General features: G+C 64.7%; 19 protein-coding genes. 7 read left to right on the top strand and 12 right to left on the bottom strand.

The window, feature by feature from the left end:
- Window positions 1-9: 9 nt before the first annotated feature.
- The 8 genes from DAEP_RS0121250 to DAEP_RS0121215 all read right to left on the bottom strand — a co-directional run bounded on the left by DAEP_RS0121250 (window position 10) and on the right by DAEP_RS0121215 (window position 6,823).
- Window positions 10-420, bottom strand: coding sequence for a universal stress protein (locus DAEP_RS0121250; RefSeq protein WP_008558216.1), 411 nt, complete (start codon window positions 418-420; stop codon window positions 10-12).
- A gap of 30 nt (window positions 421-450) precedes the next feature.
- Window positions 451-1,431 carry an alcohol dehydrogenase catalytic domain-containing protein gene (locus DAEP_RS0121245; RefSeq protein WP_027246117.1) on the bottom strand — a complete coding sequence of 327 codons (981 nt, stop codon included), beginning with the start codon at window positions 1,429-1,431 and terminating at the stop codon, window positions 451-453.
- The gene (locus DAEP_RS0121240; RefSeq protein WP_027246116.1) at window positions 1,428-2,189 is read right to left on the bottom strand and encodes an SDR family NAD(P)-dependent oxidoreductase; all 762 of its coding nucleotides are present in this window, start codon (window positions 2,187-2,189) and stop codon (window positions 1,428-1,430) included. Before DAEP_RS0121240 ends, DAEP_RS0121245 begins: the two co-directional genes overlap by 4 nt.
- Window positions 2,182-3,489, bottom strand: a complete 1,308-nt coding sequence (gene hisD / locus DAEP_RS0121235; RefSeq protein WP_027246115.1) for a histidinol dehydrogenase — start codon at window positions 3,487-3,489, stop codon at window positions 2,182-2,184. Before hisD ends, DAEP_RS0121240 begins: the two co-directional genes overlap by 8 nt.
- 12 nt (window positions 3,490-3,501) lie before the next feature.
- Window positions 3,502-4,830 (bottom strand): TRAP transporter large permease, encoded by a 1,329-nt coding sequence (locus DAEP_RS0121230; protein WP_027246114.1) that lies wholly within the window; start codon window positions 4,828-4,830, stop codon window positions 3,502-3,504.
- A 13-nt stretch (window positions 4,831-4,843) separates the two neighbouring features.
- On the bottom strand, window positions 4,844-5,356 hold the full coding sequence (locus DAEP_RS0121225; RefSeq protein WP_008558273.1) for a TRAP transporter small permease: 513 nt from the start codon (window positions 5,354-5,356) through the stop codon (window positions 4,844-4,846).
- A gap of 112 nt (window positions 5,357-5,468) precedes the next feature.
- A complete protein-coding gene (locus DAEP_RS0121220; RefSeq protein WP_027246113.1) occupies window positions 5,469-6,614 on the bottom strand; it encodes a TRAP transporter substrate-binding protein in 1,146 nt (381 codons plus the stop codon).
- Window positions 6,615-6,637: 23 nt separating this feature from the next.
- Window positions 6,638-6,823, bottom strand: coding sequence for a hypothetical protein (locus DAEP_RS0121215; RefSeq protein WP_008558231.1), 186 nt, complete (start codon window positions 6,821-6,823; stop codon window positions 6,638-6,640).
- Between the two features lie 131 nt (window positions 6,824-6,954).
- Between DAEP_RS0121215 and DAEP_RS0121210 the strand changes: the two genes are divergently transcribed.
- Window positions 6,955-7,983 (top strand): LacI family DNA-binding transcriptional regulator, encoded by a 1,029-nt coding sequence (locus tag DAEP_RS0121210; protein WP_008558206.1) that lies wholly within the window; start codon window positions 6,955-6,957, stop codon window positions 7,981-7,983.
- 122 nt (window positions 7,984-8,105) lie between these two features.
- Here DAEP_RS0121210 and DAEP_RS0121205 read toward each other — a convergent pair whose 3' ends face one another.
- A complete protein-coding gene (locus tag DAEP_RS0121205) occupies window positions 8,106-10,514 on the bottom strand; it encodes a YbcC family protein (RefSeq protein ID WP_027246112.1) in 2,409 nt (802 codons plus the stop codon).
- A 13-nt stretch (window positions 10,515-10,527) separates the two neighbouring features.
- Window positions 10,528-12,078 (bottom strand): proton-conducting transporter transmembrane domain-containing protein, encoded by a 1,551-nt coding sequence (locus DAEP_RS0121200; RefSeq protein WP_027246111.1) that lies wholly within the window; start codon window positions 12,076-12,078, stop codon window positions 10,528-10,530.
- Between the two features lie 115 nt (window positions 12,079-12,193).
- Here DAEP_RS0121200 and DAEP_RS0121195 point away from each other — a divergent pair, with 115 nt between their 5' ends.
- The 4 genes from DAEP_RS0121195 (at window position 12,194) to DAEP_RS0121180 (ending at window position 19,508) form a co-directional block, all read left to right on the top strand.
- Complete coding sequence (locus DAEP_RS0121195; RefSeq protein WP_027246110.1) at window positions 12,194-13,084, top strand: LysR family transcriptional regulator; 891 nt, start codon at window positions 12,194-12,196, stop codon at window positions 13,082-13,084.
- A gap of 263 nt (window positions 13,085-13,347) precedes the next feature.
- On the top strand, window positions 13,348-16,140 hold the full coding sequence (locus tag DAEP_RS0121190) for a bifunctional aconitate hydratase 2/2-methylisocitrate dehydratase (RefSeq protein ID WP_027246109.1): 2,793 nt from the start codon (window positions 13,348-13,350) through the stop codon (window positions 16,138-16,140).
- Window positions 16,141-16,644: 504 nt separating this feature from the next.
- Window positions 16,645-18,870, top strand: a complete 2,226-nt coding sequence (locus tag DAEP_RS0121185; RefSeq protein WP_027246108.1) for an ATP-binding protein — start codon at window positions 16,645-16,647, stop codon at window positions 18,868-18,870.
- Window positions 18,867-19,508, top strand: coding sequence for a heme oxygenase-like domain-containing protein (locus tag DAEP_RS0121180; protein ID WP_027246107.1), 642 nt, complete (start codon window positions 18,867-18,869; stop codon window positions 19,506-19,508). The genes DAEP_RS0121185 and DAEP_RS0121180 overlap by 4 nt, the downstream gene beginning before the upstream one ends.
- A 39-nt stretch (window positions 19,509-19,547) precedes the next feature.
- On the opposite strand, the gene DAEP_RS23130 is transcribed toward DAEP_RS0121180, so the two are convergent.
- Window positions 19,548-21,791, bottom strand: a complete 2,244-nt coding sequence (locus DAEP_RS23130) for a methyl-accepting chemotaxis protein (RefSeq protein WP_036761539.1) — start codon at window positions 21,789-21,791, stop codon at window positions 19,548-19,550.
- A gap of 404 nt (window positions 21,792-22,195) precedes the next feature.
- Between DAEP_RS23130 and DAEP_RS0121170 the strand changes: the two genes are divergently transcribed.
- Window positions 22,196-22,645, top strand: coding sequence for an Lrp/AsnC family transcriptional regulator (locus DAEP_RS0121170; protein ID WP_027246106.1), 450 nt, complete (start codon window positions 22,196-22,198; stop codon window positions 22,643-22,645).
- A gap of 15 nt (window positions 22,646-22,660) precedes the next feature.
- Here DAEP_RS0121170 and DAEP_RS0121165 read toward each other — a convergent pair whose 3' ends face one another.
- Window positions 22,661-23,596 carry a LysR family transcriptional regulator gene (locus DAEP_RS0121165; protein WP_027246105.1) on the bottom strand — a complete coding sequence of 312 codons (936 nt, stop codon included), beginning with the start codon at window positions 23,594-23,596 and terminating at the stop codon, window positions 22,661-22,663.
- Between the two features lie 168 nt (window positions 23,597-23,764).
- Between DAEP_RS0121165 and DAEP_RS0121160 the strand changes: the two genes are divergently transcribed.
- Complete coding sequence (locus tag DAEP_RS0121160; protein ID WP_027246104.1) at window positions 23,765-24,778, top strand: TRAP transporter substrate-binding protein; 1,014 nt, start codon at window positions 23,765-23,767, stop codon at window positions 24,776-24,778.
- Window positions 24,779-24,788: the final 10 nt, after the last annotated feature.

Below are 24,788 nucleotides of genomic sequence, written 5' to 3'. Positions count from 1 at the left end.
GTTTCGGGGTCAGGAAGTGCGGCAGACATGCACCGCGCAGGGCGCGTGGCGGACCACGCGGGCGGCGGTAGAGCCGAGGAAAAAGTCGCTGAGCCCCGGTTTGTGGGAGCCGACGACGATGCAGTCCATGCCGTGCTGTTCGGCGTATTCGACAATGGCCCGGTAGGACCGTCCCTTGACGATTTCTGCGGTGACATTGCCGAGGCCTGCGGTTTTCAGGGCCAGCGCCTCGCGGGCCTTGTCGAAGCCTTCGCGCACGGTGTCTTCGTCCAGGTAGGCGGTGACCGAGCTGTGCGGCGGCTCATAGACGTGCAGCGCGGTGATCTGCCCGCCGGGATTGCATAGGGTGGCGGCGGCCTTCAGCGTTGTTCCGGACACCCCGTGATCCAGGGCCATGGGAACCAGGATATTGTCATACATGGTTGCTCTCCGTTTGTTTGGGGTGCGGGCTCAGGCCCAGGGGTCGAGGATGATCTTGGGCGCCGCCACCGCGCCGCTGCGCAGATCGCGAAAGGCAGCGGCGCCGTCTGACAGCGGCCGTGTTTCGGGCCAGTCCAGCGGGCCGAGGCGGCCGTCAAAGATGGCCTGCGCGGTGTCGCGGAAGTCCTGCGCGGTATAGGTGTAGGTGCCGATGAAGGTGATTTCCTGCAGGGTCATGCGCCGGATATCCAAACCGCCGGTGTCTTCGCCCAGGCCGGTATGGGCAATCACCCCGCCCGGTGCGGCAGCCGCCGAGGCGGCGGCGCGGGTGGCGGCATAGCCTACGGCGTCGACCACCAGCGGCACCATGCCCCGAAACTCCGCCACCGCCTGCTGGCCGCAGCGGCCGGTCAGGAAGGCCCGGCGCGCAGCGTTGGGTTCCTGGATCGTGACGTCCTCCACCCCCATCGCCCGCAGCGCCAGTGCCGCCGCCAGCCCGATGGCACCGCCGCCGATCACCAGCGCGCGGCGTTCGGTGTCCGGGTGCAGCGCCTCCAGCGCCAGCCGGGCGGCGTGCCAGCTGACCGCCAGCGGCTCGGCCAGCGCGGCCTTTGCCAGCGGTACTGCATCCGGCACGGTCACCAGGTTGCGCTCCGGCATCGTCACGAACTGGGCGAAGGCGCCCTCGCGCGGGGGCATCGAGATGATCTGGCGGCTGGCGCAGAGGTTTTCGCGCGCCGATGCGCAGGCGGCGCAGCTGCCGCAGGTGACCAGCGGGTTGATTGTCACCCGCCGGCCCGCATCCGCCCCGTCCTCGATCACTCCGGCGGCCTCGTGCCCGAGGATCAGCGGTGCGGGCCGGCGGTTGTCGTGGCCCAGATAGGCGTGCATGTCAGACCCGCAGATGCCGGAGGCATGAATGCGGATCAGCTGCTCGCCCGGCTGGCCCGCGGCCATCGGCACATCACGGACCGCAAGCGTCTCAACCCCTTCATAAACCAAGGCTTTCATTTCGCGGTGAACCCCCCGTCAACCATCAGGATTTGCCCGGTGACATAGGCCGACGCCTCCGAACACAGGAACAGCAGCGGCCCGTCGAGATCCTCCAGCCGCCCGTTGCGGCCGATGCAGGTCTGCGCGGCATTGCGGGCGGCGCGGGCGTCATCCTTGAACACCGCCTGGGTCAGCTCGGTCGGGAAGAAGCCCGGTCCGATCGCGTTGGCGGTGATGCCGTGGGGCGACCAGGCCTCTGCCATGGCGCGGGTCAGCTGGCCGATCCCGCCCTTGCTGGCGCCATAGGCGATGCCGCCGGGAAAGGCGCGGGTTGTCTGGAGCGAGGCGAAATTGACGATCCGCCCCCAGCCCCGGTCCTTCATCGCAGGCACCAAGGCCTGGCTCAGGAAGAAGGGCGCCGTCAGGTTCAGCGCCAGGGTCCGGTCCCAGCCTTCCGTGGTCACGTCATCCGCAGGCTGCCGCGTGTTGATGCCGGCTGCGTGGATCAGGATGTCCGGCGCGCCGAAGGGGGCTGTGACGGTGTCCCGCAGCGCCTCCAGCGCGCTGCGGTCTGCCACATCCGCGACCGCGTAAGCCGCGCTTGGTCCGATCTCTGCACAAAGGCTTTCCAAAGCCTCCGCCCGGCGCGCCACCGCCACCACCTGCGCCCCGGCGGCGGCCAGCGCGATGGCCGCGCGCCGCCCCAGCCCGGAGCTGGCGCCGGTGATGCAGGCGGTGCGGCCTGACAGATCGAACAGGGCGCGCGGGTCAGCCATTTGCGGTCAGGTCAAAGGTTTCGTCCGGGAAATACTTGGCCAGCCGCACATCGGCGGCACGGGCGTGGCCCTCCATCCCCTCCAGCCGGGCAATGCGCGCTGTGGCCTCCGCCACCGGTTTCGAGCCTTCGCGGGTGGCGCGCTGCCAGGTGACGATCTTCATGTATTTGTGAACGGACAGCCCGCCGGTATAGCTGGCCGCGCGAGAGGTCGGCAGCACGTGGTTGGTGCCCGCCGCCTTGTCGCCGTAGGACACCGTGGTCTCCTCGCCCAGAAACAGCGAGCCGTAACAGGTCAGTTGCTCCAGCCACCAGTCCAGATCCGCTGCCTGCACGGTCAGATGCTCGGGCGCGTATTCGTCGGAGCAGGCCGCCATATCTTCGCGGTCTTTGCACAGGATCACCTCGGCATAGTCGCGCCAGGCGGCGGTGGCGTTCTCGCGGTTCACCTCGGGCAGGTCGTCGATGTAGTCCGGAACCCGCCGCATCACCTCTTCCGCCAGGGCGCGGTCATCCGTGACCAGCCAGACCGGGGAGTTGTAGCCATGCTCCGCCTGGCTCACCAGATCGGTTGCGACGATATGGGCGTCGGCGGTGCTGTCGGCCAGGATCAGGCTGTCGGTGGGGCCTGCGATCATGTCGATGCCGACGCGGCCGAACAGGATGCGCTTGGCCTCCGCCACGAACTGGTTGCCGGGACCGACCAGGATATTGGCCTTGGGCAGACCGAACAGGCCGAAAGTCATCGCCGCAACCCCCTGCACGCCGCCCATCGCCATGATCTTGTCCGCGCCGCAGATATGGGCGGCATAGACGATAGCGGGGGCCACGCCCACGCCGGGGCGCGGCGGCGAGCAGGCGGTGATATGCTTGCAGCCCGCGACCTTGGCGGTGGTCACGGTCATAATGGCGCTGGCGATATGGCTGTAGCGGCCGCCGGGCACATAGCAGCCTGCCGCTTCTACGGGGATGACCTTCTGCCCGGTGATGAAGCCGGGGGAAATTTCGGTTTCCACATTCTGCATCGTGCTTTTCTGCAGTTCTGCAAAGCGGCGGACGTTGTCGTGGGAAAACCGGATGTCGGCCTTCAGCTTCTCCGGCACTTGCGCGCAGGCGGCCTCGATTTCCTCTGCCGTCAGCAGCACATTGCCCTCATACCGGTCGAACTTGGCGGCATATTCCATCGCCTTGGCGTCGCCGCCGGCCTCGATGTCGTCCAGGATGCCCTGCACGGTCTTATGGGTCTCGGAGGCATCCGACTTGGGGGTCAGGGCAGCCTTCTTCAGGTATTCTCGGGTCATTTTCAGGGGGTCCTACTTGTAGATGTCAGGAAGCAGCGTGGTCGAGATCGGCGGGATGTAGGCGATCAGCAGCACCACGATCAGCATGGTCAGAACAAAGGGGATGGCACGGGCGGCGATCTTGAGGATGGACTCGCCGGTGATGCCGGAGACGACGAACAGGTTCAGGCCCAAGGGCGGGGTGATGAAGCCGACCCCCAGCGCGGTGATCATCATGATGCAGAACTGGATTTCGTTCATGCCGATGTTGTCGGCCAAGGGCTTCAGGATCGGTGCCAGGATCACGATATTGGGGGTTGTTTCCATCACGCAGCCGGCGGCGATCAGGATGCAGATCATCAGCAGGATCAGCACGGAGGGGTCATCGGTCAGCCCGGTCACCGCAGTGACGAACCCCTGCGGCACGCCCATGATCGCCAGCGCCTCTGCCAGCGGGGCGGAGAAGGCGATGATCGGCAGGATCACCCCGTTCACCTTGGCGGAGCTGACCAGCATCGCCGGGAAGTCCGAGAGCTTGAGGGTGCCCAGGATGAAGCCCATCAGGATGGTGACGACCACCGCCGTGGCGCCGGCCTCGGTCGGGGTCAGGCGGCCGGAGAAGATGCCGTAGAAGATGATCCCCGGCACGATGAAGGCATACCAGCCGGTTTTCAGCGCATGGCCCAGGTTGCCCAGCCATTCGCCCAGCCCCATGTTGCCGCCGGTTTCATAGGTATAAAGCCGGTTCATGATGATATTGGTGACCAGGATCGACACCAGGATCGCAAGGCCCGGGATCAGCGCCGCCAAGAACAGGGTGGAGGCGGAAATGCCCAGCACCAGGCCGATGATGATATAGGCGATGGAGGGCGGGATCAGGATGCCGGTGCAGGCGCCCGCTGCCACCAGCGCGCAGGCATAGGGGCGGGGGTAGCCGCTTTCGACCAGCCGGGCGATGGTCATCCGCCCGACAGCGGCGGCGCCGGCTGCGTCAGAGCCGGAGATTGCCGCGAACATGCCGCAGACCAGCACCGTGGCAGAGCCGAAGCCGCCGCGCGTCCAGCAGGTCAGCGCCTCTGCCACATCGAGGAATTTCTTGCTGAGGCCGGTGCGCACCAGAACGTCGCCGGTCAGGATGAACAGCGGCACTGCGGTCAGCGCAAAGGCGTCGATGCCGGTGAACAGGCTTTCGCCGATGGCGCTGAGCGGCAGATCTCCCGACATCACCAGCATGGTGATGGCAGCAGCACCGATGGCCGCCCAGACCGGCACCGCCAGCGCAATCAGCGCCACGAACATGATCACCGGCAGGTAGAAATCCCAGCCCAGCTCGACCGTTTGATTGAGTGAATTCCACAGCATCGCTTAAGGCCCCTCAATCAAACAGCTTGTCGCCTTCAAAGACGGGAGTGCCGTCGCGAAGGCTGCGCCAGTCGCGCAGGAAGGATTGCAGCAGGCGCCAGATCATCAGGGCGAACCCCGCGGGCACCGCCATCAGGAACCACACCATCGAAACCCGCAGCCCGTGGCTGACCGATCCGAACTTGGCGGAGACCAGAACCGTCTCAAACGACCAGTAGAGCGCCACCAGCGCCACGATGAACATCACCAGATCGCCGAAGATGTAGAGCAGCGCCTTGGGCCTTGGGCCGAGGTAGTGCATCAGCACATCAATGCGGATATGCGCGCGTTCCTTGACCGCCGCGGCGGCACCGATCCAGGCCAGATAGATGAAGGAATAGCGGACGATCTCCTCGCCCCAGATCGAGGAGAAGGCAAACAGCTCGCGCCGGATGACCTCGATCGCCATGGTGATGACCAGCATCACGTAGAACACCAGGAGCAGCCAGCGCTCCGCGTTCTTGTCTATCGTTCGCAGGATCTTCATCGCTGTTCCCGGGGTTCAGGCACACCCCCGCAGCCAGCCCGGCGGGCTGCTGCAGAAGCGGCGGTTTCGGTGGCGGGCGGCGGCCGGGCTGCGGCGCGCGCCCCGGCAGCGGTCAGGCGTCGTGGACGAAGTATTTGCCCTGGGCGCCTGCGGCCTCCTCCAGCTTGGCGAAATTGTCCATCGACCCGGCCAGCTCTGTCTTGAAGGAATCCCATTCGCTGCGCTGGTAGCCGCCCGCGTCTTTCCATTCTGCCAGCTGGTCATCGCTCAGCGAATGGAACTCGACGCCTGCCTTGGTCAGTTCCGCCATTGCATAGGCGCGGGCGGACGGCACCTTGGACAGGTTCTGATGCGCGGTCATCTCCGACCCCCACATCACGCCGTCCTGCACATCGGCGGGCAGCGAGTTGAACCATTCCAGATTGCAGGAATAGACCTGGCTGTCCGGCACCGCCTGGGTAAAGGTCACATGGCTGAGAATGTCCTTGAAACCAAAGACATAGAGCGCCCCGACCGAAGGGTCGAGCGCATCCGCCACACCCTGTTTGATCGCCGAGGGGGTTTCGCCCCAAGCCACCGGCGTCGGGTTGGCGCCAACCATGCGGTAATACTGCTGCAGCATTTTCGAGCCCGGCACCCGGAATTTCACCCCCGCCATGTCACCGGGTGACATCACCGCGTTGCCGCCCTTGCGCACCGCCACCACACGGGGGTCGATGTTCACATAAAACAGCGCCTTGAAACCGGCGGCCTCGACCTTGGGGTGCACCTCTGCCTTCCAGAAATCGGAGTTCACCAGATTGGTGAACCGCTGGTTGGAGCCGCAGAGATAGGGCATGTTGATGAGGTCAACGGTGGAGGCGAAGGGCGCGAAGTTCGACAGCGAATGCTGCGCCGCCTGGATCGTGCCGCCCTGCACCTTCTGCACCAATGCGCCGCCCGCGCCGAGCTGGCCGCCGGGGGCAAGCTTGACGTAGATCTTGCCGTTGGTCGCGTTCTGGATGTTTTCCTTCAGGTCCAGCTGCATGATCGGATAGCTGCGCGAGGCGCCCAGCACATAAGCGGTCGCCACGGTCATGATATGCTCTGCCGCACGCTCGCGCTCTTTCTCTTCCTTTGCGGTCTGCGCGGCGGCTTCCGATGACCACAGAATCCCGCCCGCACCCGCCACCAGCGCCGCGGTGAAGGAGCCGGTCGAGGCCAGTTTCAGAAAATTGCGGCGCTCCGCAGATTTGGGGCCATCCTTGTCAGTCGTCATTGTCTTCCTCCCTTGGAAATCCGTCAGCTGCCGTTGTTTTTCTTGTGGTCAGCCTCGCGCTTGAGGATCGCGGCCACGAACAGGACCGATGCCGCAAACAGGACCAGCATCTCTCCCACGTCGTTCAGAAAACCGCCACCGCCAAACGCGCCCAGGGCGACATTGGCAAAGAACACGGCGAAGACGGCAACGGCAGCGAAGAGAAACATCGTTAGGTCCCGTTATTTGATCCCAACACCATTTGTAAGCGCTTACATCATTAATGCAAGCGCTTACATGAGTGGATGGCAACGGCTGCAAATTGTGCTAAGACAGGGGGCAATGGAATGGCAGGCATGATATGGGAAAAACCCGCTCAGCTCCGACACTTACCGATGTTGCACGGGAGGCCGGCGTCTCGACCGCGACGGTGTCGCGCTGCCTGAACACGCCGGAACGGGTGATCGAACCGACCCGCCAGCGGGTCCTGCAGGCGGTCGAATCACTGGGCTACACCCCGAATTTCGCGGCCCGGGTGATGGCGGCCAAGCGCAGCTTTACCATCGGGGCGATCATTCCCACGATGGACAATGCGATCTTTGCCCGCGGCCTGCAGGCCTTTCAGGATGAGCTGCGGGAGCGCGGCTATACGCTGCTGGTGTCCAGCTCGGCCTATGATCCGGAGGCCGAACGCGAGCAGATCCGCACCCTGGTTGCGCGCGGCGCGGACGGGCTGCTGCTGATCGGGCACGCGCGCGACCCGGAGATTTACGACTACCTCGACCGGCATCAGGTTCCGTCGCTGGTCGCCTGGTCCTATGCGCCGGAGGCCAAGCGGCCTTCGGTCGGGTTCAGCAATGCCAGCGCCATGCGCGCGCTTGCGGAGAGCGTTCTTGCGGCGGGCCATCGGCGGATTGCGATGATTTCCGGCCTGACAGAGGGCAACGACCGGGCGCTGAGCCGGGTGGAGGGTGTCAGGCAGGCATTGCAGGCGGCCGGCCTGGGGGAGGGGGCGCTGACCCTGATCGAAACCCCGTATGAAATCGACAAGGGGGCAGAGGCGTTCCGCCAGCTTATGGCGCTGGAGCCGCGCCCGACCGTGGTGATGTGCGGCAACGATGTGCTGGCGGCAGGAGCCTTGCGCGAGGCGAAAGGGATGGGCATTGCGGTGCCGGAGCAGGTCTCTGTCACCGGGTTCGATGACATCGAATTGGCGGCAATTGTCAGCCCGGCGCTGACCACGGTGCATGTTCCGCACCGCGAAATGGGCCGCAAGGCCGCGCGGGAGCTGGTCGCGATGGTTGAAGGCACATCGGCAGGGCAGCCGGTGTGCATCAGCACGCACGTCGTGACGCGGCAGTCGCTGGCTGCGCCGCCTGACCTGTCATAAGCACGGCATCAGCTTTTTTGCACCATAGCTGCGCGCAGCAGCAGCTTGCCCCTCACGTATGGAAACCGGCAAGCGGGCCTGCCGGTTTCCATTGCATTTGAGTGGCGTGCCGCCCGCTGCGGTCACTCCGCCGCGATTGCGCGGTTGCCGCGGTCTTCGGGCTGGAACGGCGACCATTCAAGTCCGCCGTCATACCGCCAGGCCAGCTTGCCTTCGCTGTCCATCGCAATCAGCGACAGCCAGCGGTTGTCGAACAGCGCCCTGACATTGGCGTGCCGTTTCAGCACATCGGTCATCGCCTCGCGCGGGGCTTCGATGATGACGGTCAGGCGCAGCGGGTCATGCTGGAAGCCGTCCCCGTCATGCACGGACTGCCAGGGCAGGCCGGGGCGCAATGAGCCGCCGTTGCCTTCGAGCACACCGATGCCGCCCGCCACATTGTGCAGCAGCTTGTTGCCGCCGCCGAACAGCTCCGGCGCCACGGTGGAACCGTAGTACTGCAGGCTGATCCAGCTCGCGACCTGCACCGGCGCGGTCATGATCAGCTCCAGCACGCCAAAGCCCGCATCGGCCTGCCAGTCGTAGTTGTGCAGGAAGGTATTGCCGGACAGGTCCGCGCCCTCGGTCCGCTGGCGCGGGGCGGCGATCAGCGCCTGGCAGCCGGCCAGACCCCATTCCGGGCGCAGCTCGGCCCAGTCGCTGGCCCGGCGGGCAATATCCGCCTCCCCCTTCGCCCGCGGCAGCCTGGCGGCGCGTTCGGTGCGGGCCAGCCGCCCGGCGTCGTCCAGCCAGCGCTTCAGCCGGGCGACATCCGCCTTCCAGCCCTGGCCCGGCAGATCCTGCTCATAGAGCGTGACCGCATCGGTGGTGGTGTGGTGCAGCGCCGGCAGGAACAGTGTATCGGCGGGGATGCTGATGCCTTCGCCGCGCAGCCCCTCGCGCACCTGGGCGTCATTCAGCAGCCCGGCCAGCAGGCGCGCGTTCACATCGCCGGCATGGCCGCCGCAGGCGCCGCACTGCAGGGCGCTTTCATGCGGGTTGTTGGTGACGTCAGCGCCGTGGCCTGCCAGCATCACGATCCGCGCGAAATTCTCCGTCAGGGACATCGCGGCCAGCACGGATTTGGCCATGCCGACGCGGGCTTCCAGACCGATCGCAGGGTCAAGCTGCGGGGCGGGGTCCGGCTTGGCGCCAGCCGGGCGGCCAAGCGAGTCCCGCAGCAGCTTGCTGACGTACAGCGGGCCGGTGGCCTCGACAAAGGCAAAGGAGGAGACCGCCGCCAGTTTGAACCGGCCCCAGGCGCGTTTGGCCCGCGCCGCATAGCGCCGGTTTTGATCGGCGGTGTCCGGCTCGGCGGCCCTGGAGGACACCCCGGCCTGCAGCAGGACCGGGCCGCGGGTCTCGGTCACGTCCGAACCGGCGGCCCGGTGTGCGCTGGCAAGGCCGAAGAAACCCGCAAACCCGATGGTTTCGATCCCGGCGTCCTGCGCTTCCAGCATCCGGCGGAACACCTCGGAGCGCACGTCGATGCAGAAGGCGGCCTGCACGGCCGGGCGTCCCGCGGTCAGGCGCGGCTGGCGGGAGGTCAGGACACCGGAAAGCTTGCGCTGCTGCGCCCGCTCGGCGGCGTCCTGAAGCACCGCGTCGATGACCAGATCCCGGCTGGGGGTCACCGGCATTTCGTGCTGTGCGGCAACCTCTGCCCAGCGGCTGGCAATCTGCTCCTTATAGAGATGGAACAGCGCCTCGTCGAAGACCATCCGGATCGCCAGCAGCTCAGCCGCGGTGTTGTCCGTCTTGCCGTCCAGTTCCGCCTGCCACAGCAGGTAGCGCGCATATTGCGCCCAGCCTCCCAGGGTGATCAGCCACCTGTGGTAGGCGGTGCCGGCAGCTTCGGCCGAGATGCCAAGGGTCTCGGACGCCCGCCCGATGGCCCGCCAGTGCGACCGGTTGGTGGCGGCAACAAAGGCGCCAAACCCCTTGAGCCCATGAATTTCCGGGGTCAGATCGCGGGAGGCGAATTCGCGCCAGGCGCTGAAGGCGCCGCCGGTGCGGTTGGGCTGCCACAGGGCCTGGCCCTGATCGAAATGGCTGGACGCCCAGACGCCGATCCGGTCTTCGATCAGGCCCGGCCAGTCGATGCCGGACACATCCGCCGCCAGCTCTGCCACCGTGGGCAGCGCGCTCAGCGGTGTGCTTTGGGTCCGGAGCGCCGCCTTGACGGTGTCCAGATCCGGCTGGCCAAAGCGGCCTTCGGCACTGGCCAGCGCGTCGCGCAGATCCTCGATACCGATCTCTCCGGCGTCGAATTTCGCTGCCCAATGCGCGCGCTCCGGCGTGATCCGGGCACCCGCGACCCGCGCCATGCGCGCTGCCGCCACCGCCAGGGGTTCACCGGTCTGGCCAAGGAACGGGTTGACCGCAACGCTGGAGGAGAGCGGGAACAGCGGCGGGACCGCTTTCACCGCCTTGTTCGCCTCGGCGACAAATTCCAGCAGGGCCGCAGGGTAGGTTTCGTGCTTGGTAAACATGTCTCGCTCCGTTTCAGGCGGTTTTCCGGTTCGACCAGCCGTCCAGCAGCCTGTCGAAGATCGCATTTGCGTAAAGCCCGCTGGACAGATGCACGCGCAGCCCGGCGGCGGCCGGATGCGTGGCCCAGAGCGGGAAGGTGGCCTGGGCCACGGCGACCGCGCCGAAGCTGACCAGCGCCAGAACGATCAGCGCCCATTCCAGCGGGCCCGGGGCGGGGGCCGGGGGCAGCGTGCCTGCGGTCATGTGCAGGGCCAGCGATTGCAGCAGGAAGTAGCTGACGGAGGTCGCGGAGGCATAGATCACGGTGCGGCGGGTCAGCGCGCCGGGGGCCGCATCGGCAAGGCCCTGCGCCAGGATGTAGGCCACGCCGAAGATCAGGATCACGCCCAGGGCGATGGCCTGAACCGATTTGCCGTCAAAGCCGAAGACCGCCCCGATCAGCCCGTACATCACGATGCCGATGGCAAAGGCCTGCAGCACGTTGCGCGCGCTTGGCACCGCGACGGGGCCGGGACGGCGGATGGCGGCCACATTGCGGACCGCTTCGCCCGCGCTGAGGAACGCGTGCGCTTTATACAGCGAATGCGCCACGATGTGCAGCAGCGCCAGCGGGAACAGCGCCAGGCCGCACTGCATGACCATAAAGCCCATCTGCGCGATCGTGGACCAGGCCAGCGAGGTCTTGACCGCGGCCTGCGTCAGCATCACCAGCCCGCCGAACAGCGCCGTGAAGCCGCCCAGCATGACCAGCAGCGCCATCACGCCCGGCGCGGCCAGCATCACATCGGCGAACCGGATCAGCAGGAAGCCGCCCGCGTTTATGACGCCCGCATGCAGCAGGGCCGACACCGGGGTGGGGGCCTCCATCACCTCGGTCAGCCAGCCGTGGGCCGGAAACTGCGCCGAGGCCAGCACTGCCGCCAAGGCGATCAGCATTGCGGCGGCAATCGTCGCCGGGCCCGCCTGCGCGGCGGCCAGGATGGCGGAGATATCGGTTGTGCCGTAGCTTAGCGCCAGCAGCAGCACCGCGCCTGCCAGCGCCAGCTCGCTGGCCCGGGCCACAACAGCCTTCTTGCGCGCAGCGCGCCGGGCGGTGGTGCGCTCCGGGTAGAACAGGAGCAGGCGGTTCAGCAGCAGGCTGGTTGCCACCCAGGCTGCCAAAAGCTGGATGAGATTGCCCGACATCACCAGCAGCAGAACCGCGGCCAGGGTCGCCGACATCCAGCCCGCAAAGGCGCCCTGGCGCGCTTCGCCGTCCATGTAAGTGGCCGCGTAGCGCATGACGATCCAGCCGATAAAGCTCACCAGCACCAGCATGGTGGCGCTGACCGCATCCAGCCGCACCGAGATCCCAACGCCCCACAGGCCGATCAGCGCGGAGGTTCCCGGGCCGTGAAGCAGCAGCAGGACGGCCGAGGCGGCTGCGGCTGCGAAGGCGGCAAGCGCGCACCACTCGGCCGCTTTGGGCAGCAGGCCCGGGCGGCGGCCGGGTGTCCGGCGCGCATAGGCAGCGGCGGCAAGCAGGATAAGCGGGCTTAGAAGTGGCAGAAACAGGTGACTCATGGTTCAATTTCCTCGGTCTCAGCAGGCGGAATCGCGTTTGATACCGAGATAGGACAGGTTTCTTGATATAAAAAATTCATTGTTTGCTAGGTTTAGTTCTAATAAATAGAACGGTATGCCGCTGAACTATCACCATCTCCGCTATTTCTGGGCGGTTGCGCATGACGGGAACCTGACCCGGACCGCGCAGCAGCTGAACCTGTCGCAATCTGCCCTGTCCGTGCAGATCAAGCAGCTGGAAGAGCGTCTGGGCCATGCCCTGTTCGAGCGCCGCGGGCGGCAGTTGCACCTGACCGAGGCGGGCCGGATCGCCCTGGACCACGCCGATGCGATTTTCGCCGCCGGGCAGGAGCTGGTCGCCACATTGCAGGAGACAGGCCGCAGCCGTCAGGCGCTGCGCGTGGGAGCGCTGGCCACCTTGTCCCGCAATTTTCAGATCGGGTTCCTGCGCCCGATCCTGGCGCGGACGGACGTCGAAGTGATCCTGCGCTCCGGCAGCCCGGCGGAACTGCTGGAGGGGCTGGGCACGCTCAATCTGGATCTGGTGCTGATGAACCGGGAGCCGCCGGACGACAGTCTGGCGCCCTATGAAACCCATCAGATCGCCGAACAGGCCGTCAGCATTGTCGGCTCCCCGGAACGGTTCGACCCGGACCGTCCCATCCGCGAGCTGCTGGGCGCGCACCCGTTCATTCTGCCGACCACCGACAACACCCTGCGCACCGCCTTCGATGCCATGGCCAGCCGGCTGTCGGTGCGCCCGCAGGTGGCTGCGGAGGTGGATGATATGGCGATGATGCGCTTGCTGGCGCGGGAAAATATCGGCCTGGCCCTGGTGGCACCGATCGTGGTGCAGGATGAATTGACATCCGGGCGGCTGGTGGAAGCCCGGGAGCATCCGCGGATCAGGGAGACGTTTTACGCCATCACCCTGCGGCGCCGGTTTCCCAACCCGATTGTGCAAGAGCTTTTGGCGAGCAGCTTTGACCCGGCGCCGCTGAGTTGAGCCTCTGGCCGTTCAGGACCGCTGCGTGGATTCGTCACGTTTGAAAAAAGGCTTCACTCTGGCACTCCGCTGCCGGATGCGAGGCCTCGCGCCCGCTGCGCTGCGCCGGGGTAGGGGCCGGTGGGGCAACTTGACACTCACCGCCATATTGCAAAGCCGGATCTTTTCGTATACCGCGGCATACAAACAGCATCCGGGGTGTTGGCAGCGGCTGCCGGGCCCGGGGTGCAAGCTTCTTATAACGCTTACTCGCCGGGACAGCCATGAGCCTTTACACAGACTACCTGAATGAGATCGAAACCCGCAAAGAGCAGGGTTTGAACCCCAAGCCCATCGACGATGGCGCGCTGGTTGAAGAGCTGATCGCGCAAATCAGGGACACCGGGAACGCGCACCGCGACGATTCCCTGAACCACCTGATCTACAACACCCTGCCCGGCACCACGAGCGCCGCAGGCGTCAAGGCGAAATTCTTGAAGGAGATCATCCTGGGTGAAGCCGAAGTTCCGGAAATCTCCACCGCATTCGCGTTCGAGCTGCTGTCCCACATGAAAGGCGGCCCGTCGGTGGAGGTGCTGCTGGACCTGGCGCTTGGCGAGGATGCCGCGGTGGCGGGGCAGGCGGCCGAGGTGCTGAAGACGCAGGTCTTCCTGTATGAGGCGGACACCGATCGCCTGAAGCAGGCCTTTGCAGCCGGCAACGGCATCGCCAAGGACATCCTGGAAAGCTATGCAAAGGCAGAGTTCTTCACCAAGCTGCCGGACATCGACGAAAACATCGAGGTCGTCACCTATGTCGCAGCCGAGGGCGATATCTCTACCGACCTGCTGTCGCCGGGCAACCAGGCGCACAGCCGCTCGGACCGCGAGTTGCACGGCAAATGCCTGATCTCCGAAAAGGCGCAGCAGGAAATCGAGGCGCTGAAGCTGCAGCACCCGGGCAAGCGCGTGATGCTGGTTGCCGAAAAGGGCACGATGGGCGTCGGGTCCTCCCGCATGTCCGGCGTCAACAACGTCGCCCTGTGGACCGGCAAGCAGGCCAGCCCCTATGTGCCGTTCGTGAACATCGCGCCGGTTGTTGCGGGCACCAATGGCATCTCCCCCATCTTCCTGACCACCGTGGGCGTGACCGGCGGCATCGGGCTTGACCTGAAGAACTGGGTCCGGAAAACCGATTCCGATGGCAATCCGATCCTGAACAACGACGGCAACCCGATCCTGGAGCAGAAATACTCTGTCGAAACGGGCACGGTGCTGTCGATCAACACCAAGACCAAGAAGCTCTGCAGCGCCGACACCGGCGAAGAGCTGGCGGATGTCTCCTCTGCCTTCACGCCGCAAAAGGTCGAATTCATGAAAGCCGGCGGCTCCTATGCCATCGTGTTCGGCAAGAAGCTGCAGACATTCGCAGCCGAGACCCTGGGCGTCGAGCCGGCGCCGGTCTTCGCGCCGTCCAAAGTGGTGTCGCATGAGGGCCAGGGCCTGACCGCGGTCGAGAAGATCTTCAACAAGAACGCCGTCGGCGTGGCCGGGGACACGGTGCTGCACGCAGGCTCGGATGCCCGCGTCAAGGTGAACATCGTCGGCTCGCAGGACACCACCGGCCTGATGACTGCGCAGGAACTGGAGTCGATGGCCGCGACCGTCATCTCTCCGACCGTCGACGGCGCCTATCAATCCGGCTGCCACACTGCCTCGGTCTGGGATCTGAAGGCGCAGGCCAACATCCCCAAGCTCATGAAATTCATGAACAAGTTCGGCCTGATCACGGCGCGGGACCCGAAGGGCGTTTACCACTCGATGACCGACGTGATCCACAAGGTGCTGAACGACCTCACCGTGGATGACTGGGACATCACCATCGGCGGCGACAGCCACACCCGGATGTCCAAGGGCGTGGCCTTCGGCGCCGACTCCGGCACCGTGGCGCTGGCGCTGGCAACCGGTGAGGCGACCATGCCGATCCCCGAGTCCGTCAAGGTGACGTTCAAGGGCCGCATGAAGGACCACATGGACTTCCGCGACGTGGTGCATGCCACCCAGGCGCAGATGCTGCAGCAGCACGGCGACAACGTCTTCCAGGGCCGCGTGATCGAAGTGCACATCGGCACCCTCTTGGCCGATCAGGCGTTCACCTTCACCGACTGGACCGCAGAGATGAAGGCGAAGGCCTCGATCTGCATCTCCAACGACGACACGCTGGTGGGCTCGCTGGAATTGGCAAAGTCGCGCATCCAGGTGATGATCGACAAAGGCATGGACAATGAGGCCGGCACCCTGCAGGGGCTGATCGACAAGGCCGACAAGCGGATCGCCGAAATCAAGTCCGGCGAAAACCCGGCCCTGGCGCCGGACGGAAATGCCAAGTATTTCGCCGAAGTCGTCGTCGACCTCGACGCGATTGACGAGCCGATGATCGCGGACCCCGACGTGAACAACGCGGATGTCTCCAAGCGCTACACCCACGACACCATCCGCCCCGTGTCCTATTACGGAGGTAACAAGAAGGTCGACCTGGGCTTTGTCGGTTCCTGCATGGTGCACAAGGGCGACATGAAAATCGTCGCGCAGATGCTGAAGAACCTGGAGAAAAAATCCGGCAAGGTCGCGTTCAACGCGCCTCTGGTTGTCGCGGCGCCGACCTACAATATCATCGACGAGCTGAAGGAAGAGGGCGACTGGGAAATCCTGCAGCGCTACTCGGGCTTTGAGTTCGATGACCTGATGCCGAAAAGCAAGGCGCGCACCGAATACGAGAACATCCTGTATCTGGAGCGTCCGGGCTGCAACCTCTGCATGGGCAACCAGGAGAAGGCCGCCAAGGGCGACACGGTTCTGGCCACCTCCACCCGCCTGTTCCAGGGCCGCGTCGTGGAAGACAGCGCCGACAAGAAGGGCGAGTCGCTGCTGGCCTCGACGCCGGTTGTTGTCCTGTCGGCGATCCTGGGCAGAACCCCCAGCATGGACGAATACAAGTCCGCCGTTGAGGGGATCGACCTGACCAAATTCGCGCCGCCGCTGGAAAAACCCGCTGGCGCGCGCTCGGTTCATTTCTGACCCCAGCTGATACCACTGGGCATTCAGCCGCCGCAAACCGCGGCGGCTGAAAACCTTGGCGCCGCAGGGCGAGTGCAAACCCTAGCCCTGCGGCAAGCCCCATCTGGAACCGGCCGGGTTTAACCTTTGCCCGGCGCCGCTTCCAGGTCTTGTAATCCTGATTATGTTGACCTTTGCCTGAAGACAGGCAAGCGCGGTATTGCCGGATACCGGCGGCTGCCGGGCCTCCAAGCGATTGTCCCCTGCATTGCCGCAACATCTGCGCTTAAGCGTTCGAGGGCTGACTTATTGCCCCCGCCACCTGTTCCCGGCCGCACTCGCGGCCCAGTCCGGGGCGAAGGTGAGCAGTTAAGCAACTGATTCATATTGCTTAATTCTGGCGCGCGGCGCGGATCTCTGCCTGCAGGCCCGGACGCTGGCAGGCCTGAAGCAATACACGCTAAACGGTAATTGCTTTTTCATACTCTTCTTATAGGATGTAAGGGGTCTAACGAGGTACAGCTCATGAACCTTTCTCTCTCCAGATTCTTTGAACGCACTCCGACGACCAATCTCGACACCTGCGACCGTGAGCCGGTTCATCTGGTCGGCATGATCCAGAAGGGCACCGGACTGCTGGTGCTGGATCCTGCCGATGGCCGCATCGTCGGCGTGTCGGAGAACCTTCATGAAATCCTGGGCAAGCCAGCTGACGCATTGCTTGGCGCAAGTATCGAGGTGCTGTCGGAGGATATTGCCGGGCAACTGGCCGAACTGACGGACAGCCCGCATATTTCCCATGAAATCCTCGACGCGCAGTTCGAGGCGGATGGCGCTGTCTATGATGTCGTCAGCCACACCCATGCGGGCCGCCGGTTTGTCGAATTCATCCGCAACGAGGCGCCGTCGGCGTCCCTGGTGCGCAAGCGGATGCGGCGCTGCGGCTCGGCCTGTTCGCAGATCATGGGCGCTGTGACCTTCGAGGAAGCGATGCAGGTCGCCGCCAATGCGGTGCGCGATCTGACCGGCATGTCCCGGGTCAAGGTCTACCGGTTCCTGCCCGACTGGTCGGGCGCGACAATCGCGGAATCGCGGGACGACCAGATGGTGTCTATGCTGGGAATGCACTTTCCCGATACCGACATCCCCAAGCAGGTCCGGGAGCTGATGACCATCGTGCCCTACCGGTTCGTGGGGTCGGTTCAGGACGAAAACGTGCCGATCCGCGCGCTGGCCGGTCACGCCGGCGAGCTGGACATGACCTGGTCGATGGGGCGTGCTGTTTCCGTGATGCACACCGCCTATCTGCGCAACATCGGGGCGTCCTCGTCGTTTTCCAGCAGCCTGATGGACAAGGGAAAGCTGTGGGGCCTGATTGCCTGCCACCATGTCGAGGAGTCGATTGTGCCCTCGGACAGCTGGGCGCTGGCGCAGGAAATCAGCACCGCGCTGATGCTGCGCTACGATCAGGCGCAACGCACGGAAACCGCGGACATGATTTCGCAGCTGCGGCGGATCGAAAGCAACTTCGCGGCCGAACTGCGCCAGACCGGCGACGTCGAGGACGTGATCAAAACGCTTGTTCCGGTGCTGCAAAAATTCCTGCGCGCCGACGGGTTCGCCTTTCAGTACGGCCTTAATCTGCATACATCCGGAGAGACGCCGCCGCCGGAGTTCATCCGCGATCTGATCCGTTGGACCAAGGACAACCTGACCGGGGAGGACCAGTTTCAGACGATCTCGCTGCAGTCCATTTACCCGGCTTCGGTGCCCTATAAGGACGTCGCCTGCGGGGTGCTGGTGCAGCCAATTGTCGTGCACCGGGTCTGCCAGCTGATTTGGTTCCGCGGGCCAATCACGCAAAAGGTGACCTGGGCCGGGCGCCCGGATGCCAAGATGGTGGCAGACGAAAAGACGGGTGTCACCCTGGGGCCGCGGACATCGTTTGAAAAATGGGTCAATGAACATGACGACCAAAGCCTGCCCTGGGAGGAGGCTGAGCTGCAGGCCGCGCGCGAGATCTTTCAGGAGTTTCTGGATATTATCTCCTCGCAGCTGCTGCTGAAGGAGGAGAATTCCTCGCTGCGCCGCTTCGCGCATATGGCGGCGCATGACCTGAAGGCGCCGCTGCGGGGCATCAGCTCGGCGCTCCAGTGGATGGAAGAGGATGAGGCAGACCCCGCAAGCGTCGAAGAACACCGCCACCTGGCGGCGCAGCAGGCGCAGAAGCTGCAGCGTTTGACGGAAAGCCTGCTGGAACTGGCCGTCCTGCAGGAGCAAAAGCCGAAAATGGTGCGTGCCGATCTCGGCAAACTGGCGCAGCAAGCCGTTGAGCTGCTGGGCCACGACATCGCGGCGGCTGGCGCCGACGTGCAGATAGGCGGCCTGCCGTCCTGCGTCGCGGCGCAGGACCTGCTGATCCGGGTGTTCCTGAACCTGATCGGAAACGCGCTGAAATACGGCCGCTCTGCGGACCGGGCGCTACGGATTGCGGTTTCGTCAGAGGGCGACGGCAGCTGGCACCGCATCCTGATCGAGGACAACGGCCCCGGCATCCCGCCGCAATACGCGGAGCGGATTTTCGAGCCGTCGCAGCGGCTGGTGACGGATGACAAGGCCGAAGGCAGCGGGTTCGGCCTGTCGATCTGCGCCGAGATTGCCAGGCTGCACCATGGCCGCATCTATGCCGACAAGACGGTTGAAACCGGCGCACGGTTTGTTCTGGAACTGCCGAAAGCCCAGCCGCAATGACGCGCCCGCAGGACGCCGCCCGGCGGCCCGCGCGCCTGTGGCTGCGCGAGGCCACGCACCGGCTGCATCTGGACCTGCATGAGCATCCGCTTTACCGCCGCTTGACGGAGCCGGACCTGACCTATCAGGAGCTGAGGGCAACTGCGGCAGTGACATATGCGGCCGCTTCGGCGGTCGAGGCGGACCGCGCCAGGCGGCAGCTCTGGCCGGAGATTTCCCTGTCGGATCATCTGACGGCGCTGGAACGGGACCTGGGCGATGAGCCGGGCCCGGCGCCGCAGTCCGGGCAAGCGTGCCTGACCTCTGACGCGGGCCTTCTTGGCGCGCTTTACGTCATCCACGGGTCCGCTTTCGGGGCTGCCGCGCTGGCCAAGACGATCTGGCGCGCCGTGCCTTCTGCCCCCAGGTCCTTCGTCGTCCCGCGCGACCTAGGGGCCTGGCGGTCCCTGTGCCAGCTTCTGGATGCGGTCCCGGAGGCCGATCTGCCGGTGCTTGCCGAGGGAGCACAGGACGTGTTCCGCACTTACAAACGGCTGGCCGACCTGCAGCTGGCGGGCCTGCAGGCCACCCTCCCCCCTGATGCCGTCAGGACCATTCCGCCTGCGCGCGGCCCGGCCTGGCAAGCAGCCTCCCGCTAAGGGCCTGCTGCGCACGGCCCGGCAAGGCCGCCCTCAGGATCACGCGCGCAGCCGCTGCGGCACAGCGTGAAGGGCTTCAGCACCCGCGCCGCCCAGATCGAAGCGGCCGACGATTTCTGTCAACCCGTGCGATTCATTCTGCAACAGCTGGCTGGCCGCCGCAGCTTCTTCCGACATGGCCGCGTTCTGCTGGGTCATGCTGTCGAGCTGGTGCATGGCGCCATCGATCTTTTCCAGCCCGCGGGACTGGGCGCGCACGCCGTCAGCAATGTCGGTGACCAGACCGGACACCGCCGACACCTGCTCGATGATCCTGGTCAGCGCATCGCCGGCGCGCCCGACCATCGAAACCCCGTTGGCCACGTATTCTTCGCTGGCGCTGGTCAGCCCCTTGATCTGCCCGGCCGCGTTGGACGCCCGCTGCGCCAGGGCCCGCACTTCGGAGGCAACCACGGCAAAGCCGGCGCCTGCGGGACCGGCCCGTGCGGCCTCCACCCCGGCGTTCAGCGCCAGCAGGTTGGTCTGGAAGGCGATATCGTCGATCATATTGATAATCTTGGAAATTTCCGACGAGGCTTCCTGAATCTGGTCCATCGCCTCGACTGCGGATGTCACAACCTCCGTGCTTTGTTCTGCTTCGCTGCGGGCGCCGCGCATGGTTTGGTCCATCTTGCCCGCCTGTTCCGCAGTGGCACGGATGCCTTCTGTCAGCTCGCGGATGGAGCCCGCGGTTTCTTCCAGCGTCGCTGCCTGGCTTTCGGTCCGGCGCGCCATTTCGGTGGCGGCGCTGCGCTGCTCCTCGGAGAAGCGCCCGACATTCTCCGCGGCACCGACGACCTGGGCCATCGAACTGCGCAGTTTCTCAAGGCTGCGGTTGAAATTTTCCCGCAGCGCCTCGTACTGGCCAGCAAACGGAGCCTGGATATCGCAGGCCAGGTTGCCGCGCTGCAGTTCAGAGAGCGCCGCGCTCATGCTGTCGACCACCGCCGCGGTGTGGCGTGCCGCCTCCACCTCCCGCGCGGCGGCCTCGTCGGCGTCCTTCAGCTTGCCGCGGAAACTGTCGAGGCTTCGGGCCAGATCGCCCAGCTCATCTCCGCGGTCGCGGCCGTCGATTGCGGTATCGTAATTGCTGTCCGCCAGCGCATTGGTGGCTTCGCGCAGGGCGTGGATCGGCCGGGTGACGCTGCGCGCCGCAAGCCAGGACACGCCGACCGCCGCCAGCAGCGCCGCGCCGATCAGCCCGGCCGCCGTCAGACGGATCCGCTCGACCACGGCAAAGGCGGTATGCTCATCCGTTTCCAGCACCAGGGACCAGTCAAATCCCGGCAGGTCCAGCGGCATCACCAGGGCAATGGCCCGTTCGCCGAGCGAGGACACCACCGCCTCGAACTGGCCGCCCTCGCGGGCCTTGGCGGCCAGGATCTGCGGTGTGTCCGGCAGGGCCGTGAGCACCGGGAACACCCCTTCAGCCGATGACGGGCTGCGGGCCAGGCCATCGCTGCTGACCACAAAGATGTTCTGATGGGTGCCGCCCGACAGGTTGCTGGTCAGCGCGCTGACAACGCCCGCTGTGCCCAGCCGCACTGCGATCACCCCGGCCACCTCCTGGCTTTTGGAGAACACCGGGGCGGCCATGAAGGCGGCGACGCCATCGGTGCTGTGGCTGTAGGCGGCGAAATCCGCGGCCACCACGGTGCCGGCCTCGGCCTGCAGCGCAGCCTGAAACACCTGCGCCAGCCCGCCGCCGGAACCGGGCTGGATATCCGTCAGGAAATCGCCTTGTTTCTTCACGGAATACACCACCTGCCCCTTGGCGCTGATCAGGTAGAGGTCCTGATAGCCGTTCAGGTTCAGGCTTTGCAGAAAAGTGGGGTGATAGGTGACATGCGACTGGTTGTAATAGCTGCCGTCGCCTGCGTCCGTCAGTTCCTCCCGCTGGTCCGCGGGATGCGGGTTTGCCTCTGCGTAGGTCTGTTTCAGATAGGCGATAGGATCGTCTTCCTCGACCATGCCGATCACCCGCTCGAAATTGCCGATCGCCCGGAACACCGCCGGCTGGCCTGCCAGGCTCGATACATCGGAGCGCGCGGCCTTGATCAGGAACTCCAGCGCCTGGGCGCCGGACTTGGCCTCGATCTCCTGCGCGGCGAAGGCGTTTTCCCGGATGCTGCGCTCCGCCATTGAATAGACCAGCAGGGACACGGTGACGAGAAACGCGCCCGTCAGTGCCACCATGATCATCGGCAGTTTCAGTTTCAGCGGCAGTTTCGTGGTCCGGGGCATTGCGAAAATCTCCTGCAATCGGCGGCACGCCCCGGTCTGCGAGGGGCGCATACAAGAGTGTTAATCGGCAAAGTCCTGAAAAAGTGTGTACCGCAAGGGCACCGCAAATGAAGTTTTCCGGAATTCAGGGAAATTTTATGCCGCAAATTTGAAGTGCGTCAAAATGTGCAGAAACATCGGGGGATGCGCTTTGTTTTTACCGGCATTCCGCCTGCATCTTTTCTGAGCGGCCGGTTTCCTGTGACGCAAACCGTCCAGTCCTGTTATATTCGGATTTGATGATCTTACAGGCGCGGCAGGGCGCCTCTTGCGTGTCTGCGGGGCGCGGCGCGGCGGGGGCACACCCGCAGGGGATTTTGACGAAACAAGTTGTCAAATCCGCCGCAACGGACAAAAACTCGGCCATGGATGACAAAGACCACGACATTCTGCGGCTGATCCAGTCCAACGCGCAGCTGACCGCTGAGGCCATCAGCCATGAGGTTGGCCTGTCCGCGCCCGCGGTGCAGAAACGGCTGAAGAAGCTGCGCGACACCGGGGTGATCGAAAAGGAAATCGCCATTCTCTCTCCGGCGCGGCTGGGACGGGAGATGACCGTGATCGTGCAGGTGGTGCTGGAGCGGGAAAGCCGGATGCACCTGGATGCCTTCAAACGCAAGATGCGCAAGGCGCCGCAGGTGCAGCAGTGCTATTACACCACCGGCGAAGCAGACTTTATCCTGGTGGTCATCGTCAGCGGCATCAAGGAATACGAGGCCTTCACGCAGGAGTATTTCTTTGATGAATCCAATGTCAGCCGCTTCACCTCCTCGGTGGTGATGGACCGCGTCAAGGTCTCGCTGGACATCATCTGACGCGGCGCCTTGGTGTCAGCTGCCGGGGTCCGGGGCTGCGTGGGCTGCAACCAAAGTGTCGAGGAACAGCTTGGTGATCCGGGTCATCGCCGGGCGCTTGCGGGTGACGGCGGCGAACTGGCTGCGGTAGAAGATTTGCTCCGGCAGCACCTTGCGCATCATGCCGGCACGGACAAATTCATCTGCCAGATGGTCGGGCAGAAACCCCAGGTAGCTGCCCGACATGACGAGGATCGCCAGCGCCTGTTCGTTCTGCACCTTGGCGGCACGGCGGAAACCAAGGGTCTGGCCGACATGCAGGTTGGGGGAGTTCACCCGGATGCCGGCGTAATTCGCCGCCTGCACATCCGCAAGGCTGAGGCTGGCGTGGTCGCACTCCATGAACGGATGGCCCTTGCCGCAGTACAGGAACATGTTTTCACCATAGAGCGGCGCGTAGTCCAGGCTGGGGGACGGCCGGTGCAGCGCCAGGATGCCGACATCGATCCCGCCGCCGATCACGTTGGTTTCAATCACGTTGGGCGGCTCCAGCGACAGGTCGATCTCAACCGCGGGCGCGGTCTTGTTGAAGGCGCGGATGGCACCGGCGACATAGGCCTCCGGGTTGGAGGCGCATTGATCGAACAGCGCGATGCGCAGGGTTCCTGCCAGCTGCTGCTTGATCTCGTTCACTTCGGCCCGGAAGCCGGAGACCGAGGCCAGAAGACCCTCCGCCGACTTCAGAACCTTGCTGCCTTCGTCGGTCAGCGCAAACCCGGCCGGGCCGCGGTTGCACAGTTTCAGATCCAGCCGCAGCTCCAGATCCGCGATGTATTTTGAAATCGTGGATTTGCCGATGTTCAGTTCAGTTTCCGCCGCCGCCAGACCGCCGCTTTCGGCCACCGCCTTGAACACCCTCAGCAATTTGAGATCGGCATCGGCAACATGTTTGAGGTGTGATTTGCGGCTCATCCGGATGTTCGTCATTTGTGAAACTTTGCGCTCAAAAGTTTACATCCAAGAAACAATGAACGCAATGTAGCGTCCTGCGGACCAAGGTCGGATCGGACTGGCAATACCGCAGTGGAGGGCGGGCCGGCGCGCGCCTTGGGCCCCAGGATGACAATACGGGAGGAAGCCATGTCATTTCTCAAGAAGGTCTGCACGCTGACCGCAGCCGTTTCTGCCGCCGCGATGCTGACCGCCGGTGCGGTATCCGCCAAGAACTTCAAGATCGCCGTGGGCGACGGTGCCGGCAGCTCGCAGGAAGGCACCGGCAAGTTTTTCATCGAGGCGCTGGAGGAAAAGTCCGGCGGCAAGCACACCGCGACGATGTTCCTGAACGGCCAGCTGGGGTCTGAGCAGGACACCGTGAACGAGGCCGCCATCGGCACCCTGGACATGTCTCTGCTGGCGATCAACAACGTCACCCCGTTTTCGCCGACCGTGGGCGTGTTCACCCTGCCCTATGTGATCCTGTCGCTGGAAGACGCGGAAAAGCTGACCCAAGGCCCGATCGGGCAGGAGCTGACCGAAAACACCATCCGCGATGCCGGTGTGCGCATCCTGGCCTGGACCTATACCGGCTTCCGCCGCCTGACCAACTCCAAAAAGCCGGTTACCGAGGTTGCCGACCTGCAGGATCTGGTCATCCGCGTGCCCAAGAACGAGATCATGATCGAAACCTACAAGTCCTGGGGCATCAACCCGACCCCGATGGCCTGGTCCGAGACCTTTACCGGCCTGCAGACCAAGGTGGTGGACGGCCAGGACAACCCCTACACCACCATCAACTCGATGAAGTTCTACGAGGTGCAGGAATATGTGACCAACCTGCGCTACATCTTCTCGATCGAGCCGCTGATCGTGTCCGAAGCGGTGTTCCAGGATCTGGCCGAAGAGGACCAGCAGATCCTGATCGAAGCGGGCAAGGAAGCCACGCTGAAATCGGCCCAGTATCTGCGCGATATCGAAGCACAGATCAAGGATGAGCTGATCGCCAAGGGCATGCAGATCGACGATCCGGCAAATGATGAGGCCGAGTTCATCAAGCTGGCGACCGAAGCGGTCTGGCCCAAGTTCTACGACTCCATCGGCGGTGTCGAGAAGCTGAACACGGTGCTGACCACCATCGGCCGTGAGCCTGTCCAGTAAACCTCTGGCC

Origin of the sequence: Leisingera daeponensis DSM 23529 (assembly GCF_000473145.1) — a bacterium.
Taxonomy (GTDB): domain Bacteria; phylum Pseudomonadota; class Alphaproteobacteria; order Rhodobacterales; family Rhodobacteraceae; genus Leisingera; species Leisingera daeponensis.
Note: the sequence above shows the minus strand (reverse complement) of the source record. Positions and strands in the feature narration are given on the sequence as shown.

Bases quoted from the DNA above. Each gene is read 5' to 3' on its own strand.
- DAEP_RS0121250 (WP_008558216.1), bottom strand. From the start codon at position 420: ATGTATGACAATATCCTGGTTCCCATGGCCCTGGATCACGGGGTGTCC.
- DAEP_RS0121245 (WP_027246117.1), bottom strand. From the start codon at position 1,431: ATGAAAGCCTTGGTTTATGAAGGGGTTGAGACGCTTGCGGTCCGTGAT.
- DAEP_RS0121240 (WP_027246116.1), bottom strand. From the start codon at position 2,189: ATGGCTGACCCGCGCGCCCTGTTCGATCTGTCAGGCCGCACCGCCTGC.
- hisD (WP_027246115.1), bottom strand. From the start codon at position 3,489: ATGACCCGAGAATACCTGAAGAAGGCTGCCCTGACCCCCAAGTCGGAT.
- DAEP_RS0121230 (WP_027246114.1), bottom strand. From the start codon at position 4,830: ATGCTGTGGAATTCACTCAATCAAACGGTCGAGCTGGGCTGGGATTTC.
- DAEP_RS0121225 (WP_008558273.1), bottom strand. From the start codon at position 5,356: ATGAAGATCCTGCGAACGATAGACAAGAACGCGGAGCGCTGGCTGCTC.
- DAEP_RS0121220 (WP_027246113.1), bottom strand. From the start codon at position 6,614: ATGACGACTGACAAGGATGGCCCCAAATCTGCGGAGCGCCGCAATTTT.
- DAEP_RS0121215 (WP_008558231.1), bottom strand. From the start codon at position 6,823: ATGTTTCTCTTCGCTGCCGTTGCCGTCTTCGCCGTGTTCTTTGCCAAT.
- DAEP_RS0121210 (WP_008558206.1), top strand. From the start codon at position 6,955: ATGGGAAAAACCCGCTCAGCTCCGACACTTACCGATGTTGCACGGGAG.
- DAEP_RS0121205 (WP_027246112.1), bottom strand. From the start codon at position 10,514: ATGTTTACCAAGCACGAAACCTACCCTGCGGCCCTGCTGGAATTTGTC.
- DAEP_RS0121200 (WP_027246111.1), bottom strand. From the start codon at position 12,078: ATGAGTCACCTGTTTCTGCCACTTCTAAGCCCGCTTATCCTGCTTGCC.
- DAEP_RS0121195 (WP_027246110.1), top strand. From the start codon at position 12,194: ATGCCGCTGAACTATCACCATCTCCGCTATTTCTGGGCGGTTGCGCAT.
- DAEP_RS0121190 (WP_027246109.1), top strand. From the start codon at position 13,348: ATGAGCCTTTACACAGACTACCTGAATGAGATCGAAACCCGCAAAGAG.
- DAEP_RS0121185 (WP_027246108.1), top strand. From the start codon at position 16,645: ATGAACCTTTCTCTCTCCAGATTCTTTGAACGCACTCCGACGACCAAT.
- DAEP_RS0121180 (WP_027246107.1), top strand. From the start codon at position 18,867: ATGACGCGCCCGCAGGACGCCGCCCGGCGGCCCGCGCGCCTGTGGCTG.
- DAEP_RS23130 (WP_036761539.1), bottom strand. From the start codon at position 21,791: ATGCCCCGGACCACGAAACTGCCGCTGAAACTGAAACTGCCGATGATC.
- DAEP_RS0121170 (WP_027246106.1), top strand. From the start codon at position 22,196: ATGGATGACAAAGACCACGACATTCTGCGGCTGATCCAGTCCAACGCG.
- DAEP_RS0121165 (WP_027246105.1), bottom strand. From the start codon at position 23,596: ATGAGCCGCAAATCACACCTCAAACATGTTGCCGATGCCGATCTCAAA.
- DAEP_RS0121160 (WP_027246104.1), top strand. From the start codon at position 23,765: ATGTCATTTCTCAAGAAGGTCTGCACGCTGACCGCAGCCGTTTCTGCC.